We start from the raw sequence: 16472 nt of genomic DNA, 5'->3' as shown, positions 1-16472 counted from the left end.
CACACCGGTCGTGTGCGCGACGCCTTCGCTCACGGTTGCCCGCCCTGCGAAGCCATTCGCGCCGGTGTGGCCCAGCGTCCGCCGCTGTCCGGCCCGCGTTCGTGACGATCGCGATACGCCCCTCTTCCTTGGGCCGGGTTGCGGCGACACATACGCCGTTTCCGAAATTCGGTAAAGTGGAATATTTTCAGCGGCAGGTGTTGACCTGCAGTTCGGGTGTTTTGCCCGACGGGCAATGCGATATCTTGTAGCCCGGATGGAGCGCAGCGCAATCCGGGATTCCATCCATGCGGGCACAGCGGCCCCGGATTACGCTTCGCTCCATCCGGGCTACGAACAGAGCCTTCAGTGCCTCACTACCAGCACCGAGCACTTCGCGTAGCGCACGACATGCCCGGCGTTGGAGCCGAGGAAATAGGTGCGCATCGCCGGCCGGTGCGAGGTCATCACGATCAGCTCGGCCTTCATGTGCACGGCTTCCTCCAGGATCTCGTGATAGATGCCGCCCTGGCGCACCACGCTGGAGATGCGGGAAGGCTCGATGCCGGACTCGCGTGCGACGATGGCGAGGGCTTCTTCCGAGGTCTGGCGCTGCTGTTCGTCGAAATCGGCCGGCACGTATTCGGCCAGCATCACCGGCGTCATCGGCAGCACGTTGAGCAGGCGCACCACGCCGCTCCAGGTCTGCGACAGCGTTGCCGCGGTCGCGATCGCCGGCTTGGCCAGGTCGGTGTCGGCGAGGTCGATGGGCACCAGGATGGACTTGAACATCTGCGCCTCCAAATCTTCCAGTCAGGACGTCTTGCCGGCACGTCGTGCGATCAACCCGATCGAAGCAGCCTTAACTTCGAAGCTGCCTTAAGTTCGAAGTAGCCTTAACTTCGAAGTAGCCTTGGACTGACGAACAGCACCAGCTTGCCGCGGCGGTAAGCCACGTCACCCCAATCCTTGACGTCGAAATCGAAGATCGCAAGCCCCGAGGTGGGCAGGTTGTCGGCGAGCGCCTTGGCGGCGGCCGGATCGCCGCTGCCCGTCAGCATCAGGGCGATCTCGTGCATGCCCGGATTGTGGCCGACCAGCAGCAATTGCTTCGGATCAGCCGGAATGGTTGCAGTGCGAATGGATTCCAGGATCTGGGCGGGATCGGCGGCGTAGAGTTCCGGCAGGACCTCCACCTGCGGCGCGGCGACGCGGTCCTTCATGGTCTCCCACGCAATGTCCCAGGTCTGCCGGGCCCGGACGGCATGCGATACCAGTACGGCCTCGGGAAAGGGGGGATGGGCGGCCATCCAGTCGCCGATCTCGGCGGCATCCTTGTGGCCGCGATCGTCGAGCCGGCGGTCCTGGTCACGGCCGCTCGGCGCGTCGGTCTCGGTCTTGGCGTGACGCAGCAGCAGCAAACGGCGCATGGCATTCTCGAATCGTTACACGACCAGGATAATCTACAGGCGCCGGTCGAGGACAAGGTGACAAGCGGCCGCTCAGTCCTTTAAGAAACGACATGAGCGAGACTTTCACAAGCGTGTCCCAGGAAGAAGCCGGATTTCGCGACCGGGCGCGGCTGTCGTTCGACCTCGATGCCGATATCTGCGTCATCGGGGCCGGGCTTGCCGGACTGTCCATCGCGCTCGAGGCGGCCCGGCTGGGGGCCAGCGTCGCGGTGCTCGAGGGCCGCCACATCGGCTGGAACGCTTCCGGCAATCAACTCGGCACCGTGATGCCGGGCTTCGCGCTGCCGCTCGCCGAGCTGATCGAGCGAATCGGCTTCGAGGACGCGCGGGAATTGTGGACGCTGTCGAAAGAGGGCGCCGAGTTCGTCCGGGCCAACGCCACCGAGGAGAACATGCCCGGAATTGGCCCGACCGACGGCGTGCTCGAGGTCTCCAACGTCGATGCCGGCGACCGGCTGATCAGCCGCTTGCAGATGCTGAACGAGGATTTCGACACCGAGGCCGAGGGCTGGCAGGTCGATCGCGTTCGCGAGGTGCTCAAGACCGATCACTACTTCCACGGCGTGTATTATCCGAGAGCGTTCCAGGTCGACGGCCGCAAATATGTGCATGGCCTTGCGGCGCTGGCGCGGCGCGCAGGCGCCCGCATCTTCGAGGATACGCCGGTCGTCAGCATCGATCATTCCGGCATCCGCAAGCGGATCGTCACGCCCTCGGCGCGGCTGCGCGCCACCCATATCGTGCTCGCCGGCAACATCCATCTCGGTGCGCCCCTGCGGCGCCTGTCGGAAACGCTGCTGCCGGTCTGGCGCTATGCCGGCATCACCGCGCCGCTCGGCGAGCGCGTGCACGAGATCGTCGCCTTCAAGGGATCAGTGATGGATTCCGACGGCGTCGATCATTTCCGGATCGTCGATGGCGACCGCCTGATGTGGGAGAGCCCGGAGACCACCTGGGCGGCGCGGCCGCAACGCTTTGCGGGCGCTGTCAGGCGGCGGATCCGGTCGATCTTCCCCCAGCTCGGCAATGTCGAAATCACCGATACGTTCGGCGGCGCCACCGGCCAGACCGTGCATGGCATGCCGCAGATCGGCCAGTTGCGCAAAGGCCTGTGGGTGGCCAGCGGGTTCGGCCGCCAGGGCATGAACACCTCGGCCATGGCCGGGCAGATGATCGCCCGCAGCATCCTGTGGGGCGACGAGCGCTGGAAGCTGTTCTCATCGTTCGAGCTGGTCTGGGCGGGGGGAACGACGGGGCGGGTTGCCGGCCAACTGGTCGGAATCTGGGGCAGGGCGAGTTCCGCAGCCGCAGGCTCGCTTGCCCGCTATCGTGAACGTGCCAGGATCAAGGACAGAGAGCGCGAGACGCGCCTCGCCGAAGCCAACCGGGCCGCCGGCACCGGTCCGCGCCGTCCGCCGTCAGGCGTCAGGCCTCGGCTTGCCCAGCCGCCGAAAACTGCGTCCGAAGGCACGGAACGAGCCTCAGAACCAGCCTCGGAACCGGTCTCGCGCGAGGACCGCGTCGCGCAAGAGACCCGAGAAAAATCCCGCCCGGAAGTGTAACGTCAGCCGTTAGAGCCCGTATCTCAGGGCGTAGACGCTCCCGCATGGAGAATGAGATGTTTGACCGCCGCATCCTGTTGACGACCGTCGCCGGCCTGTTCGGCCTTGCGGCCTTCCGCTGGCTCAGAGCATCGCCCGCGGAGGCTGGAGAGAAAGCCGCGCAGAAATTCGAGATCGAGAAGACGGACGCCGAATGGCGTGCCCAGCTCACGCCGCAGCAATATGAGATCCTGCGCAAGGAGGGCACCGAGCGGCCGGGCTCCAGCCCGCTGCTCAAGGAGCACCGCAAGGGCGTCTTCGCCTGCGCCGGCTGCGACCTGCCGCTGTTCGCCTCCGATACCAAATTCGAGAGCGGCACGGGCTGGCCGAGCTTCTACCAGCCGATCGAGGGCAATGTCGGCAAGACCGAGGACCGGACCTACGGCATGCTCCGCACCGAGGTGCATTGCCGGCGCTGCGGCGGCCATCTCGGCCACGTCTTCGACGACGGTCCGAAGCCGACCGGATTGCGCTACTGCATCGACGGTTTCGGGCTGGTCTTTCATCCCGCGGCGGCGTCCGCAACCTAGCTTTCGTCCCGGCAATTGTTGCCGGTCCCGGCAATTGTGCCCCGGTCATCAGACCGGGGCTTTTTCGTTAAGTGATTGATTTTATGACAAAAACTGCATTGGCATAGCCCTTGCGACAGTCTCCTCCGACTGCGGCCATGGTCGACCGGCCGCCGAGATCGGATCTGGAGACAAAGTTATGGGTATCTTCGATGCAATGAACACCTCGGTGGGTGGCCTGCAGGCGCAGTCCTACGCGCTGCAGAACATTTCCGGCAACATCGCGAACTCATCCACCACCGCGTACAAGGGCATCGGCACCAGTTTCGTCGATCTCATTCCCGACTCATCGGTCCCGAGCAAGCAGGTCGCGGGCGGCGTGACGGCCAACGCCAAGGCCACGATCACCACGCAGGGCACGATCTCGGGCTCCAGCGTCGCCACCAACATGGCGATCACCGGTGACGGCTTCTTCTCGATCCAGAAGGCGACGGGCGTCGTCGACAACGCACCGGTGTTCAGCGGCGTCACCTATTACACGCGGCGTGGCGACTTCCAGCTCAATGCCAACGGCAATCTGGTCAACGGCGCCGGCTATTACCTGATGGGCGTCACGGTCGACCCGAAAACCGGCAACCCGCAAGGCAACGTCGCGACAGTCCTGAAATTCCAGAACAACTTCATTCCGGCGCAGGCGACCACTTCGATCCAGTACGCGGCGAACCTGCCGACCCAGCCGAACACCGTGGCGAGCACGACGGCGGCGACCAAGACGCTGCTGGCGGCCGGCGGACTGAACCCGTCGGACTTCGCGGCCAACCCGCTGCCGGTCGGCACGCCGCCTCCGCCGTATGCAAACGCCACAACGTCCGGCGCTGCCGCGACCGGCAATATCCGCTCGCCATACTCGTCGACCACTGCGACCGGCACAACGGCGCTCCAGAACAACTCTGCGGCGGTGGCATCGACCACCACTTCGCTCGACAACTCCGTGGGTACGCATCTCGCCTCAACCACCCTCACCGCGCTCAGCGGCCAGGTGCTGACCATCAACGGCAACACGGTCACTTTCAACGGCGGCACCACTGTCGTGACCGCCGGCAACAACACCACGATCGGTCTCGGCGCGGGCACCACGGCCACGGTGGCCAGCATCCTGAGCGCGATCCAGACCGCCGGCGGTGCCGGCGTCACCGCAACGCTCAGCGCCAGCGGCAACATCGTGATCTCCAGCGGCACCACCACCGACGTAGCAGTTGGTAGCGGTCAGGCGGCCACGGCGCTCGGCATCAGCAGCGTGACGCGAGGCGGCAACGTGCTGTCCTCGCCCGCGATCTCGGGCGCCACGGTGCTGAGCGGCGCGGCGGCGGCCGGCGGCGCCGAGGTGATCACATCGGGCTTCTCCGCCGGCGACATCATCACGGTCAATGGTCAGCCGCTGACCTTCATGGCCTCCGGCGCGTCAGGCCCGAACCAAATCAACGTCACCGACAACATCACGATGCTGCTCGGCAAGATCGACGCGCTCTCCGGTGCAACGGGGTCGTCGGTCAGCAGCAGCGGCGTGATCACGCTGAACACCGGCACAGCTTCCAACCTGTCGGTGGCGAGCTCCAACAGCGCCGCCTTCGCCGCGCTCGGGTTCACCTCGACCATCACCAAGAATCGTGACGGTGGTGGCGTTGCCGGCACCGGCGGCGTGATCGGCAACGACATCGCCACCTTCACCAAGGAATCGATCAGCGGTGGCGCGGTGACCGCCTACAACGCGGCCGGCACGCCGGTGAATCTGCAATTACGCTGGGCCAAGACCGACAGTGCCTCGCTGGGCGCGGGCCATGCCGATACCTGGAACATGTTCTACCAGACCGATCCGAATGCGACCGGCACGACGGTCGGCTGGGTCAATACCGGCCAGGCCTTCACCTTTGCCGCCGACGGCTCGCTGACCTCGCCGAGCGGCTCGGGCATCACCATCAACAACGTCAGCGTCAGCGGCCAGTCGCTGGGCTCGGTCTCCTTCAACATCTCCTCGGGCGGACTGACGCAATATGCCAGCACCAGCGGCGCCGTCACCATCAACACCATCACCCAGAACGGCTACGCCGCCGGTCAGCTCCGCTCGGTCGCGGTCAACAACAACGGCCTCGTGGTCGGCACCTTCTCCAACGGTCAGAACCTCGACCTCGCACAGGTCTCGTTGTCGCACTTCAACGGCACCAACTACCTGAAGGCGCAGGACGGCGGCGCCTACGCCGCGACTGAACAGTCCGGCCCTGCCATCGACGGTGCTTCCGGTTCGATCAGCGGCTCGTCGCTGGAAGGCTCGAACACCGACATCGCCGACGAATTCACCAAGCTGATCGTGACCCAGCAGGCCTATTCGGCCAACACCAAGGTGATCACGACGGCGAATACGATGGTTCAGGATCTCTTGAATGTGTTGCGCTGATTGGGGCGTGACGTAACCAGAGGCGGCAAGTCAACATGGGTTTGAGTTCAGCCCTCGCCAGTGCGATGAGCGGTCTGCGTGCCAATCAGGCTGCGCTCTCGATCGTTTCCTCGAACGTCGCCAACTCGCAGACGCCGGGTTACGTCGTCCAGACGCCGAACCAGATCGAGGTCACCACCGGCGACTTCGGCTCGACGGTGACGACGACCGGCGTCAGCCGCGAGCTCGACACCTATGTGCAGAAACAGCTGCGCACCGAGACCGGCGGCAGCGGCTACGCCGACCAGATGGCCAACATCCTGAAGCAGCTTCAGAATGTCTATGGCACGCCCGGCAACAGCGGTACGCTCGAGACAGCGCTGAACAGTTTCACCACGGCACTGCAGGCGCTGTCGACCAACGCGGGCTCGTCGTCGGCGCAAACGGTTGCGCTCGGCGCCGCGCAGACGCTGGCGCAGCAGCTCAACCTCACCACCAAGGGCATCCAGTCGCTGCGCTCCAACGTCGAGCAGGATCTCAGCACCTCGGCGCAGCAGGCCAACGCGGCGATGCAGCAAGTCGCCGACATCAACTCCAGGCTCCAGGGCCTGTCGGAACACGACCCCTCGGCCGCGACGCTGATGGACCAGCGCGACCAGGCCATCAACAATCTGTCGAAATATGTCGACGTCCACGTCACCACCGACGGGTCCAACCAGGCCAACATCTACACCACCACCGGCATCCAGCTGGTCGGCGCCGGGCTGGCCTCGCAATTCACCTTTGCGTCCGCCGGCGCGCTATCGGCGACCTCGCTCTACAACATCGATCCGGCCAAATCCGGCGTCGGCGCGTTGAACATCAAGCTCCCGAACGGATCGTCGGTCGACGTCGTCGCCAACAACGTGGTGTCGTCGGGCCAGATCGCGGCCGATCTGAAGTTGCGGGACCAGACGCTGGTGCAGGCGCAGAACCAGATCGACCAGCTCGCCGCGACGATGTCGAGCGCGCTGTCGGACAAGACCACGGCCGGGAGCACCGTCACCGGCCCGCCGGCCGGGTTCGATCTCGACCTTGCCGGGGCGGCGCCGGGCAACAGCGTCAACTTCAGCTACACCGACACGACCACCAACACGATGCGACAGGTCACACTGGTCAACGTGACCGATCCGGCGGCGCTGCCGCTCCAGAACCCCACCAACGCCAATCCGATGCAGATCGGGGTGAACTTCTCCGGCGGCATGGGCGCGATCGCCTCGGCGCTCAACACCGCGCTTTCGGGCTCGCATCTGTCATTCGCCGCCGCCCCGTCGCCGGCGACGGCCACCACATTGCGGGTGACCGACGACAACAGCGGCCTCGCCAAGGTCAATTCGGCCTCGATCACCAAGACGATCTCGTCGCTGACCTCTGGCAATCCGCAACTGCCGCTGTTCACCGATGGTGGGCAGGCGCTCTACACCGGCGCGATCACGGCCTCAGGTTCGCAGATGACCGGCCTTGCCGGACGCATCGCCGTGAACACGCAGCTCACCACCGACCCGACCAGGCTGTCGGTCTACAACATCTCGCCGGTGACGCCCACCGGCGACACCACGCGCTCGGACTATCTCTATTCGCAGCTCACCTCGGCGGTGTTCTCCTATTCACCGCAATCCGGTCTGGGCTCGGCGAGCCAGCCCTTCACCGGCAGCGTCTCGAACTATCTCCAGCAGTTCCTGAGCGTTCAGGGCAATGCCGCGACCCAGGCGACCCAGCTCCAGCAGGGCCAGAGCGTCGTGGTCTCGACGCTGCAGGCCAAGTTCAACTCGACCGCCAGCGTCAATCTGGACTCGGAGATGTCGAACCTGATCCAGCTCCAGAATGCCTATGCCGCCAACGCTCATGTCATGTCGGTGGTGCAGAGCATGATGAATACGTTGATCCAGGCTCAAGTGTAACAAGTAACAGGGCTCTGAAACATGTCGATCAGCAGCATCAACTATTCTTCGTCGGTTCTCGGTTCGCAGATCCGCAACATCAACCAGCAGCTCACCGACCTGTCGACGCAGCTCTCGACCGGAAAGCTGTCGCAGAACTATTCCGGGATGGGCACCAACGAGGGCTTTGCGATCGCCGGGCGCGCGCAGCTCTCCAACATTGGCGCCTATACGGACACGATGACCAACGTGAACGTCAGCATCAACCTCGCCAATACCGCGTTGCAGTCGCTGACCACGATCCGCAACACGGTGCAGACGGGCTCGGCCAACACCGCGCAGGACCTCAACGTCAACGGCCAGACGGTCGCGCAGAACACCGCAGCCGCGCAATTCGGCTCGATGATCGGCGTTCTCAACACGCAGTCCGGCAACCGCTATCTGTTCTCCGGAACCGCGTTCAACACGCCGTCCGTCGCGAATGCCGGCGACATCATCAACGGCACCACGACGCAGGCGGGCTTCAAGACCGTCATGGCGGAGCGGCAGGCCGCCGACCTCGGCGCCAACGGCATGGGCCGGCTGGTGCTGGCGACGCCACAGCCGACGCCGAGCTCGGTGATGGTCTCCGAGGACGCCGCGGTATCGCCGTTCGGCCTGAAGATCGCCGCGGTCTCCTCGACGTTGACCGGCGCGACGGTCACCGGCCCGAGCGGCTCGCCGGTGTCGTTCTCGGTCGACCTCAACGGCGTCAATCCGAAAAACGGCGACAAGCTCAGCGTGCAGTTCACGCTGCCCGACGGCTCGACCGAGCAGATCGACCTGACGGCGTCCACCGCTACACCGACGCCCGTCGGAAGCTTTGCGATCGATGCAAGCGTCCCGGTCAACCCGAACAACACCGCGACCAACCTCAATACCGCGCTAAACACCGCGATCAAGAAGCTTGCCGGCACCTCGCTGGTGGCGGCCTCCGCCGTCACCGCCGGCGACAACTTCTTCAATACGGCGGGATCCGCCACCGCGAATGGGGCGGCCACCGGCAATCTGCGCTCCTATACCTCGACGACCGGGACGGGCTCGGTCGCGTTGCAGGACAGCGCGCCGGCGGCTGCGTCGACGACCACGTCGCTCGATCCTTCGGCGACACCCCATCTCAATGGAGCCATTCTCACCGCGCTCGCCAACGCTCCGACCGGTACCACCCTGACCATCACCGGCGCGAGCGGCGCCCATACCATTACCTTCGACCCTACCGTCACCACGGTCGCGACGGCCAGCGGCAATACCACGATCGGATTGGCTTCGGGCAGCGCCGCGAACGTGTCTGATATCTTGAATGCAATCGCGACGGCCGCCGGCATCCCCGCCGCCAACGTGACTCTGAGCGCCGGCGGCAATATCCAGATCGCGACCGGCACGGGCACCGACGTGGCGGTCACCGGCGGCGCGGCGGCCACGGCGCTCGGTCTCAGCAGCGTGACGCGCGGCAGCGTGCCGTCGACGCCTCCGATCACCGGTTCAACTGTGCTGAGCGGCACTGCGACCACGGGCGGCCCGGAAGTCCTCTCAACGGCGTTCCAGGCGGGGTCGGCGGGTCCGCCTGTCGTTAACCCCGATACGATCACGGTGAACGGTCAGACACTGACTTTTGTCGCCTCGGGCGCCAATGGCCCAAACCAGATCAACATTACCGACAACATCACAACTCTCCTTGGCAAGATCGATCAGATCACCGGCACCACGAAGCCGTCGACCATCCATGGCGGCGTGATCACGATCAACACGGACGATCCCGGGAGCCTCAACATCACGAGCTCGAACAGCACGGCGTTCGCGGCGCTCGGCTTCACGACCTCCCCGGTTACGGCGGCAAAGGCTCCGCTACGCGTCGGCTCTTCGCCCCTCGGCTCGGCGACGACGCTGGTGAACGGCTCGGCCACCACCGTGCAATGGTACCTGGGCAATGACGGGCCCGGCTCGCCGCGCTCCACCGCGATGGCACGGGTCGACGATTCCGTCACGGTGCAGTATGGCGCACAGGCGAACGAGGACGCCATCCGCAAGGAGCTGCAGGCGGTCGCCGTGTTCGGGACGTTCTCGACCTCGCCGACCGGGCAGTATTCGGGCGGGCAGGTCGCCGCACTGAGCCTGCGGGTGACGCAGGCCCTGACGAAGCAGACCGGCCAGCAGCGCATCGAGGACATCCAGACCGACCTCGCGATGGCCCAGAACACGATGAAGGACGCAGGCACGCGCCAGACCCAGGCCAAGGCGCAGCTCCAGACCATCATCGACCAGGCGGAATCGGCCTCGCCGGACCAGGTCGCGAGCGAGATCCTGTCGCTCCAGAATGCCCTCCAGGCGTCCTACCAGGTGACTTCGAACCTCTCGCAGCTCTCGCTCGTCAAGTTCCTGTAAGGATGCGTTAAGGCGCCGTTAACCATGCCTCTTTACCTCTTGGTGAGGATTGGAGCGGGGCGGAGCCGTCAATGTCGGACACGATGCAGCTGGTGGTGGCGACGCCCTGTTTCGGCGGGCAGGTGTCGAGCATCTATGCGAGCTCGATCTTCGCGCTCCAGCGCGCCGTGCATGGCGTGCCCAATCTCGAGCTCACGGTGCTGCTGCGCGATGGAGACGCGCTGATCACGCGCGCGCGGGCCAATCTGGCCGCGATGTTCCTGGACGATCCCAAGGCGACGCATTTCCTGTTCATCGACGCCGATATCGGGTTCAAGCCCGAGCAGGTGTTCCGGCTGATCGAGTGCGGAGCCGACGTCGTTGCCGGCTGCTATCCGATCAAGCGGGTCAACTGGGACAAGGCGAAGCGGGCGATCGAGGCCGGCCGGGCCGATGTGCCGGCCGCCTCGCTCGACTATGTGCTCGAGATCGAGGACCCCGACCGCATCGTGGTGGTCAACGGTTTTACCCGCGTTCGCTACGCCGGGACCGGTTTCCTGATGATCCGTCGCCACGTGCTGGAAACGATGTGCCGTCATCCGGACTATGCGGCCCTGCAATTCTTCCGCGAGCATTCTCACGATACCCTGGCGGGGAGCCGCAACCGCTTCGCGCTGTTCGAGTGTATGATCGACCCCGCCACTGGCACCTATCTTTCCGAGGACTTCGCCTTCTGCAAGCGCTGGACCGATATCGGCGGCGATATCTGGGCCGACATCCAGAGCTCGCTCGATCACGTCGGGCCGTCGGTGTTCCGCGGCGACGTCGCTTCGCAATTCGCAGCCGCGCCGGCGGCGGCCGATGCGGCGTGAGCCCTCCGGGATGAGCGTCGGCGCCTCCTGTGTGTCAGGCACGGAGCGCGCTTTCGACGGCGGCTCGCGCTATCGCCTGCGCGATCTCTTCACGCCGCTGGATACGTTGCTGATCTCTGGTGGAGACCTGCGGCTGGCGCTCGACCCGAGGGATCGCGTCAACGCCTATGGCTGTGCGGCCTCGCCGAAGCCGGAGATCTGGAATTTCGCCTCCTCGACCGCCTCGACCATCTCGCAAGCCGCCTATGACCGCGCCGCTCTGGCGCGCGAAGAACTGATGCACAGGTGCCTTTTCGACGAGGTCGAGATCGCGTTCGACGCGCGCTGCGAGGACATGCGCGAGGAATTGCGCAGCCATCTCCAGCTTGCGCCGCGTGTCGATATCGTATTCTCGCCCTCCGGTACTGATTCCCAGCTCCACGCGTTGTTCCTGGCGCGTGCGGTGCTTGGCGCCCCGCCGGTGACGATCGTGGTCGGCGCCGACCAGACCGGCAGCGGCACGGTCCATACCGCGCGCGGACATCATTTCAGCGCGATGACGGCAAACGGCATTGTCGTGCGCAAGGATGCCGCCGTCGCGGGCCTCGCCGGCGACAGCATCGCGGTGCCGCTGCTCGATGTCGCGTCCGGCCTCGCGATGCGCGCCGATGCAGATGCTGCGGTCATGCGTGCCGTCGAGAACAGCCTCGCGCAAGGCCGTCGCGTTCTGTTGCAGATCATGGATTCGTCAAAACTCGGCTGGCGCGCGCCGAGTGCTGCCTGCCTCGATGAGATCGCGCGGCGCTGGCCGCGCAAGGTTCAGGTGGTGGTCGATGCCTGCCAGGCGCGGCTCGGCCGCCGCCGGCTGCGCTGTTATCTCGATCGCGGCTTTATGGTGCTGATGACCGGCTCGAAGTTTTTCGGCGGGCCGGCCTTCAGCGGTGCGCTGCTGGTGCCGAAAGGTCTGTCGCGGTCACTCGGCCGGATCGGCACGATCGCGCCCGGCATCTTCGACTATGCCGGCCTCTGCGACTGGCCGATGGCCTGGACGGCACTGCGCTCGCGCTTCGAGCGCCGGCCGAATTTCGGTCAATGGCTGCGCTGGGAGGCGGCGCTTGCGGAGATCGGCAGCTACTACGCCGTGCCCGGGGCTTTCCGCGCCAGGATGCTGGCCGAGCTTGCAGCCGGCATCGACAGCATGATCGCGCTGTCGCCGTCGCTTCGTGCCGTTCCAAGCGCAATCGAGACGAGCGCCGCGGACGACGAGGAGTTCGCGCAACGTACGATCTTTCCATTCACGCTGCTGCGCGAGGGCAAGCCTGTCTCGATCGCCGAGACCGGCGCCATTCATCGCGCGCTCGAGCGCGACATGAACCAGGAGATCGGCGGCAGCGCGGCGGACCAGCAGGTCGCCGCGCAACGTTGTCTGATCGGCCAGCCGGTCAGGCTGGAGCGGCCGGACGATGCGCCGCAGGCCGTGCTGCGCCTCTGTGTGGGCGCGCGGCTCGTCACCGAAGCCTGGTCCGCCGACGCCGCACAGGCGCAACACAATTTGCAGCACATTCTCGATCGTATCGCTCACGTCCTGGCGAAGATCGAACTGCTGCTTGACCGTGCCGCGGCTGCGGCCATGCCGGAAAAATCCGCGTTCGAGGTTTGAGATGCAGCATTCCGTTTCCACGCCGAACTATTCCGACCGCATCGGCTTTGCGCAGTTGACGCGCCGGGCCTTCGAGGGCGGCGATTTGCATCCGCTACGCGAACATCTTCTGGCGCGGATCGCGGAGGGGACGGCCGAGGCCGGCGAGGGCCTGGATCTGTCGCTGATCGCCCAGCTCCTCGGCGAGAAGGAGGCCGGGCTGGTGATCCAGAGCGAGGTGCTCTCCTTCCATCAATTGTTTCGTACTCCTTGCGCGGTTCCGAAGCCCCGCCTGCGGGTGCTCGCGCTCGCGGCTGACATCGACATGGGCGGCAATACCCCGATCGAATTCCTGCTCGAAGGCTCCGATATCGAGCTGCTGACGCTCTACGTCATCAAGGGCGTCGGTCTTCCCGAGACGTTGCCCGAGCACGACGTCGCCATCGTGGTCGCCTCCGATTCCGAGGAATGCCGTGAGACACTCGCCGCCATCGAGCAGGCCGCGCCGCGCTGGCCGCGGCCACTGCTCAATCGTCCAGAGCTGATCGGCAATCTCGATCGCGACAAACTGTTCCGGTTGCTGGCGGGCATCCCCGGTCTGGACATTCCCGTGACCGCACACGCGACGCGCGCGCAATTGTTGGAGCTTTCGCAAGGGAAGATCGCCTGCGAGAGCATCACGGGGGAGCTGCGCTTTCCGATGATCGTGCGGCCACGTGGCACGCATGCCGGCGTCGGGCTCGCGAAGGTCGACGATGCCGCGGCGCTCAAAGCCTATCTCGCCGAGCGCGAGGAGCAGAACTTCTTCGTCGCGCGCTTCGTCGACTATGCGAGCCCTGACGGGCTCTATCGCAAGTATCGCCTCGCCATGGTCGCCGGCAAGCCTTACGCCTGCCATATGGCGATCGCCGACCGCTGGGACATCTGGTATCTCAACGCCTACATGGCGTTCAGCGAGGAGAAGCGAGCCGAAGAAGCCGCATTCATGCTCGACTTCGACGGCGCTTTCGCTGCGCGTCATCGCAGCGCGCTCGACGAGATGAGCAAGCGCATCGGCCTCGACTATTTCATCGTCGATTGTGCCGAAAACAACAACGGCGAACTGCTGGTGTTCGAAGCCGACAACACCGCCGTCGTGCACAACATGGATCCGCCCGCCGTGTTTCCCTACAAGCCGCCGCAGATGCGCAAGATCTTTGCCGCGTTCACGGCGATGCTGTCGCGGCATGCAAAGGCGGGCGAGGGGAGTGCAGCATGAACGAGATCATCCGCAACGCGCAAAGCTCCGTCACGCACACTTCGCTCGATCCGCAGGACTGGAGCGAGTTTCGCGCGCTCGCCCATCGCATGCTTGACGAGACGATCGACGGCATCGCCAACGTTCGCGCGCGTCCGGTGTGGCAGCCGATTCCTGACGGCGTCCGCGCGGCATTCAAGGCCGACGTGCCGCGCGAGGCGAGCGATCTCGCCGACGTCTATCGCGACTTCTCCAAACATGTCGCGCCCTATGCGACCGGGAACGTCCATCCGGGTTTCATGGGCTGGGTGCACGGCGGCGGCACCGCCGTCGGCATGCTCGCAGAGATGCTCGCAGCCGGCCTCAACGCCAATCTCGGCGGACGCGATCACATGCCGATCGAGGTCGAGCGCCAGATCGTTGAATGGATGCGTGAGCTGTTCGCTTTTCCGGAGAGCGCGAGCGGCATCTTCGTCACGGGCACGTCGATGGCCAATCTGATGGCCGTGCTGGTGGCGCGAACTGCTGCGCTCGGCACGCTGGCGCGGCAGCACGGCATCGGCAACGACGGCGCACTGCTCACGGCCTACACCTCGCAGGCGGCGCATGGCTGCATTTCACGAGCGATGGACATGGCCGGACTTGGCATCGATGCGCTGCGCAAGATCGGCATGGATGCCGATCATCGCATCGACGTCGCGGCGCTGCGCGCGCAGATCGCGAGTGATCGCGAGGTCGGCTTCAAGCCCTTCCTCGTCGTTGCCTCCGCGGGCACGGTCGATATCGGCGCGGTCGACGATCTCAAGGCGATTGCAGAACTGTGCCGCGAAGAAGGAATCTGGTTTCACGTCGATGGCGCCTTCGGTGCGCTCGCGGTCCTCTCACCCGAGCTCGCGCCGCTGCTCGGCGGAATCGAGCTCGCCGATTCCATTGCGCTCGACTTCCACAAATGGGGACAGGTGCCTTACGACGCCGGCTTCCTGCTGGTGCGCGACGGCGAGCAGCATCGGCGAGCCTTTGCGCAGCCCGCGGCCTATCTGCGTCGCGAGGCGAGGGGGCTTGCAGCGGGCGCGGTCTGGCCCTGCGATCTCGGCCCCGATCTGTCGCGCGGCTTCCGTGCACTAAAGACATGGTTCACGCTGAAGACGTTCGGCACAAATCGGCTCGGTGCGGTGATCGCGCGAAGCTGTGCGCTGGCGAAATATCTGGAGACGCGCGTTCTCGCCGAGCCGCGGCTGGAATTGTTGGCACCGGTCAATCTCAACATCGTCTGCTTCCGTTACCGCGCCGCCGACGAGGTCAATCGCGAGATCGTCGCCGACATCCAGGAGTCCGGCATCGCGGCGCCCTCAAGCACGACGCTTGATGGCAAGTTTGCGATCCGCGCTGCCATCGTCAATCACCGCACCGAGGAGAGGGATATCGATGCGCTGGTCGCGGCCGTGCTGGAGTTCGGTACCCGGCGCAGCGGCGGCGTGATCGAGGTCGAGGCACCGCCGCTCGCGGCGCAGTGATAGCGGTTCCTTCAAAACAAAACCGCCCCGGACCTGGTCCGGGGCGGTTTTGTTTTAGATGTTGGGAAAGTGCTCAGGCGGCCGAACTGACGTCGCTCTTGAGATGGCTGGCTTCGTACTGGTCGCGCAGCTTGTCTTCATAAGCGATCAGCTTGCGAGCCTCCTTGAGCGCCCTGTAGAGGTCGCCGCTCATGATGTTGTTGTTGATGCCCTCGATGATCGGCCAGGAGCTGGGCACCGCGGTGACAATGTCACGCACGAGGTTGAAATAGGTGCCGTGCTGGGTCTGCGGGTCCGGCGAGATGTACATGAGCTGCACCGCCAGATAGACGAGCTTGGCCGGCGTATCGGCGGTCTCCGGCGTGAGGATGTCGCGCTCGCGCAGAATCGGCACGTTCTCGCCGTCGATCAGAAGACGCGCGCGCTGATCCGTGTTGGTGATCACCGAATTGCCTACGATGATGCGTTCGTGTGGTTTGAGCTCGACCTTGAGAGCCATGCCTGTTCTCCATCAACCCTTTTGTAACGAGCCTCGTGCGTGCCCCGCTGACGGGTGCCGGCTCTGATTTGGGTCCAATCCTTGCTCAATGTGGTTAACGGGTTGTAAACGCCGGCCGCGGTCGCGGAAACGTGAAGACTTTCAATGGGATGGTTCCAGCGAAATTTCGGACTGGGGCTTTCGGGCCGGGTTTTGAAGGGGCGAAGCAGACAAACCCGGGGGTTCATTTCACGGATTGTTAGAGGCTTGGACGCACCGTCCGCCCGTCGTTTGATCAATCTCGGTCAGACAGGACGCGTAGCTACCAGAAAGGTAACAGTATGTCCGGTATCGTTCTCTCCTCCTCGGTTCGCCAGAACCTGCTCTCTCTCCAGTCCACCGCCGACCTGCTCGCCACCACCCAGTCCCGTTTGTCGACTGG

12 protein-coding genes are annotated in these 16472 nt (G+C 65.0%); 9 read left to right on the top strand and 3 right to left on the bottom strand.

Annotation, left to right across the window (positions count from 1 at the left end; all coding sequences use genetic code 11):
• Window positions 1-345 precede the first annotated feature (345 nt).
• Window positions 346-771, bottom strand: coding sequence for a universal stress protein (locus AC0L3S_RS29080; protein ID WP_007602088.1), 426 nt, complete (start codon window positions 769-771; stop codon window positions 346-348).
• 104 nt (window positions 772-875) lie between these two features.
• Window positions 876-1409 carry a SixA phosphatase family protein gene (locus tag AC0L3S_RS29075; RefSeq protein WP_473259331.1) on the bottom strand — a complete coding sequence of 178 codons (534 nt, stop codon included), beginning with the start codon at window positions 1407-1409 and terminating at the stop codon, window positions 876-878.
• 92 nt (window positions 1410-1501) lie between these two features.
• On the opposite strand from AC0L3S_RS29075, the gene AC0L3S_RS29070 reads away from it, so the two are divergent.
• The 9 genes from AC0L3S_RS29070 (at window position 1502) to AC0L3S_RS29030 (ending at window position 15552) form a co-directional block, all read left to right on the top strand.
• On the top strand, window positions 1502-3013 hold the full coding sequence (locus AC0L3S_RS29070; protein WP_473282995.1) for an NAD(P)/FAD-dependent oxidoreductase: 1512 nt from the start codon (window positions 1502-1504) through the stop codon (window positions 3011-3013).
• Between the two features lie 56 nt (window positions 3014-3069).
• Complete coding sequence (msrB, locus tag AC0L3S_RS29065; protein WP_026233843.1) at window positions 3070-3582, top strand: peptide-methionine (R)-S-oxide reductase MsrB; 513 nt, start codon at window positions 3070-3072, stop codon at window positions 3580-3582.
• A 178-nt stretch (window positions 3583-3760) separates the two neighbouring features.
• On the top strand, window positions 3761-6013 hold the full coding sequence (locus AC0L3S_RS29060; protein ID WP_473259325.1) for a flagellar hook-basal body complex protein: 2253 nt from the start codon (window positions 3761-3763) through the stop codon (window positions 6011-6013).
• Window positions 6014-6048: 35 nt separating this feature from the next.
• Window positions 6049-7932 (top strand): flagellar hook-associated protein FlgK, encoded by a 1884-nt coding sequence (flgK, locus tag AC0L3S_RS29055; protein WP_473282993.1) that lies wholly within the window; start codon window positions 6049-6051, stop codon window positions 7930-7932.
• Window positions 7933-7953: 21 nt separating this feature from the next.
• Window positions 7954-10332 (top strand): flagellar hook associated protein, encoded by a 2379-nt coding sequence (locus AC0L3S_RS29050; protein ID WP_473282992.1) that lies wholly within the window; start codon window positions 7954-7956, stop codon window positions 10330-10332.
• A gap of 71 nt (window positions 10333-10403) precedes the next feature.
• Window positions 10404-11183, top strand: a complete 780-nt coding sequence (locus AC0L3S_RS29045; RefSeq protein ID WP_473259318.1) for a hypothetical protein — start codon at window positions 10404-10406, stop codon at window positions 11181-11183.
• Entirely contained in the window at window positions 11173-12822 is a 1650-nt protein-coding gene (locus AC0L3S_RS29040) for a hypothetical protein (RefSeq protein ID WP_473282990.1), read from the top strand. Before AC0L3S_RS29045 ends, AC0L3S_RS29040 begins: the two co-directional genes overlap by 11 nt.
• A 1-nt stretch (window position 12823) precedes the next feature.
• Complete coding sequence (locus AC0L3S_RS29035) at window positions 12824-14059, top strand: ATP-grasp domain-containing protein (protein WP_473259314.1); 1236 nt, start codon at window positions 12824-12826, stop codon at window positions 14057-14059.
• Window positions 14056-15552, top strand: coding sequence for a pyridoxal phosphate-dependent decarboxylase family protein (locus AC0L3S_RS29030; RefSeq protein ID WP_473282988.1), 1497 nt, complete (start codon window positions 14056-14058; stop codon window positions 15550-15552). The genes AC0L3S_RS29035 and AC0L3S_RS29030 overlap by 4 nt, the downstream gene beginning before the upstream one ends.
• Before the next feature lie 73 nt (window positions 15553-15625).
• Here AC0L3S_RS29030 and flbT read toward each other — a convergent pair whose 3' ends face one another.
• Window positions 15626-16051 carry a flagellar biosynthesis repressor FlbT gene (gene flbT / locus AC0L3S_RS29025; protein ID WP_027518934.1) on the bottom strand — a complete coding sequence of 142 codons (426 nt, stop codon included), beginning with the start codon at window positions 16049-16051 and terminating at the stop codon, window positions 15626-15628.
• Window positions 16052-16472 lie beyond the last annotated feature (421 nt).

The sequence above is a fragment of the Bradyrhizobium sp. Ken01 genome (genome assembly GCF_055807355.1).
The sequence above is the reverse complement of the archived record's forward strand: the minus strand, read 5'-3'. Positions and strand labels throughout refer to the sequence as shown.

Excerpts from the sequence above, each read along its gene's own strand:
- AC0L3S_RS29070 (WP_473282995.1), top strand. The coding sequence starts at position 1,502 with ATGAGCGAGACTTTCACAAGCGTGTCCCAGGAAGAAGCCGGATTTCGC.
- AC0L3S_RS29060 (WP_473259325.1), top strand. The coding sequence starts at position 3,761 with ATGGGTATCTTCGATGCAATGAACACCTCGGTGGGTGGCCTGCAGGCG.
- AC0L3S_RS29045 (WP_473259318.1), top strand. The coding sequence starts at position 10,404 with ATGTCGGACACGATGCAGCTGGTGGTGGCGACGCCCTGTTTCGGCGGG.
- AC0L3S_RS29035 (WP_473259314.1), top strand. The coding sequence starts at position 12,824 with ATGCAGCATTCCGTTTCCACGCCGAACTATTCCGACCGCATCGGCTTT.
- AC0L3S_RS29040 (WP_473282990.1), top strand. The coding sequence starts at position 11,173 with ATGCGGCGTGAGCCCTCCGGGATGAGCGTCGGCGCCTCCTGTGTGTCA.
- flbT (WP_027518934.1), bottom strand. The coding sequence starts at position 16,051 with ATGGCTCTCAAGGTCGAGCTCAAACCACACGAACGCATCATCGTAGGC.
- flgK (WP_473282993.1), top strand. The coding sequence starts at position 6,049 with ATGGGTTTGAGTTCAGCCCTCGCCAGTGCGATGAGCGGTCTGCGTGCC.
- AC0L3S_RS29030 (WP_473282988.1), top strand. The coding sequence starts at position 14,056 with ATGAACGAGATCATCCGCAACGCGCAAAGCTCCGTCACGCACACTTCG.
- AC0L3S_RS29075 (WP_473259331.1), bottom strand. The coding sequence starts at position 1,409 with ATGCGCCGTTTGCTGCTGCTGCGTCACGCCAAGACCGAGACCGACGCG.
- msrB (WP_026233843.1), top strand. The coding sequence starts at position 3,070 with ATGTTTGACCGCCGCATCCTGTTGACGACCGTCGCCGGCCTGTTCGGC.
- AC0L3S_RS29050 (WP_473282992.1), top strand. The coding sequence starts at position 7,954 with ATGTCGATCAGCAGCATCAACTATTCTTCGTCGGTTCTCGGTTCGCAG.
- AC0L3S_RS29080 (WP_007602088.1), bottom strand. The coding sequence starts at position 771 with ATGTTCAAGTCCATCCTGGTGCCCATCGACCTCGCCGACACCGACCTG.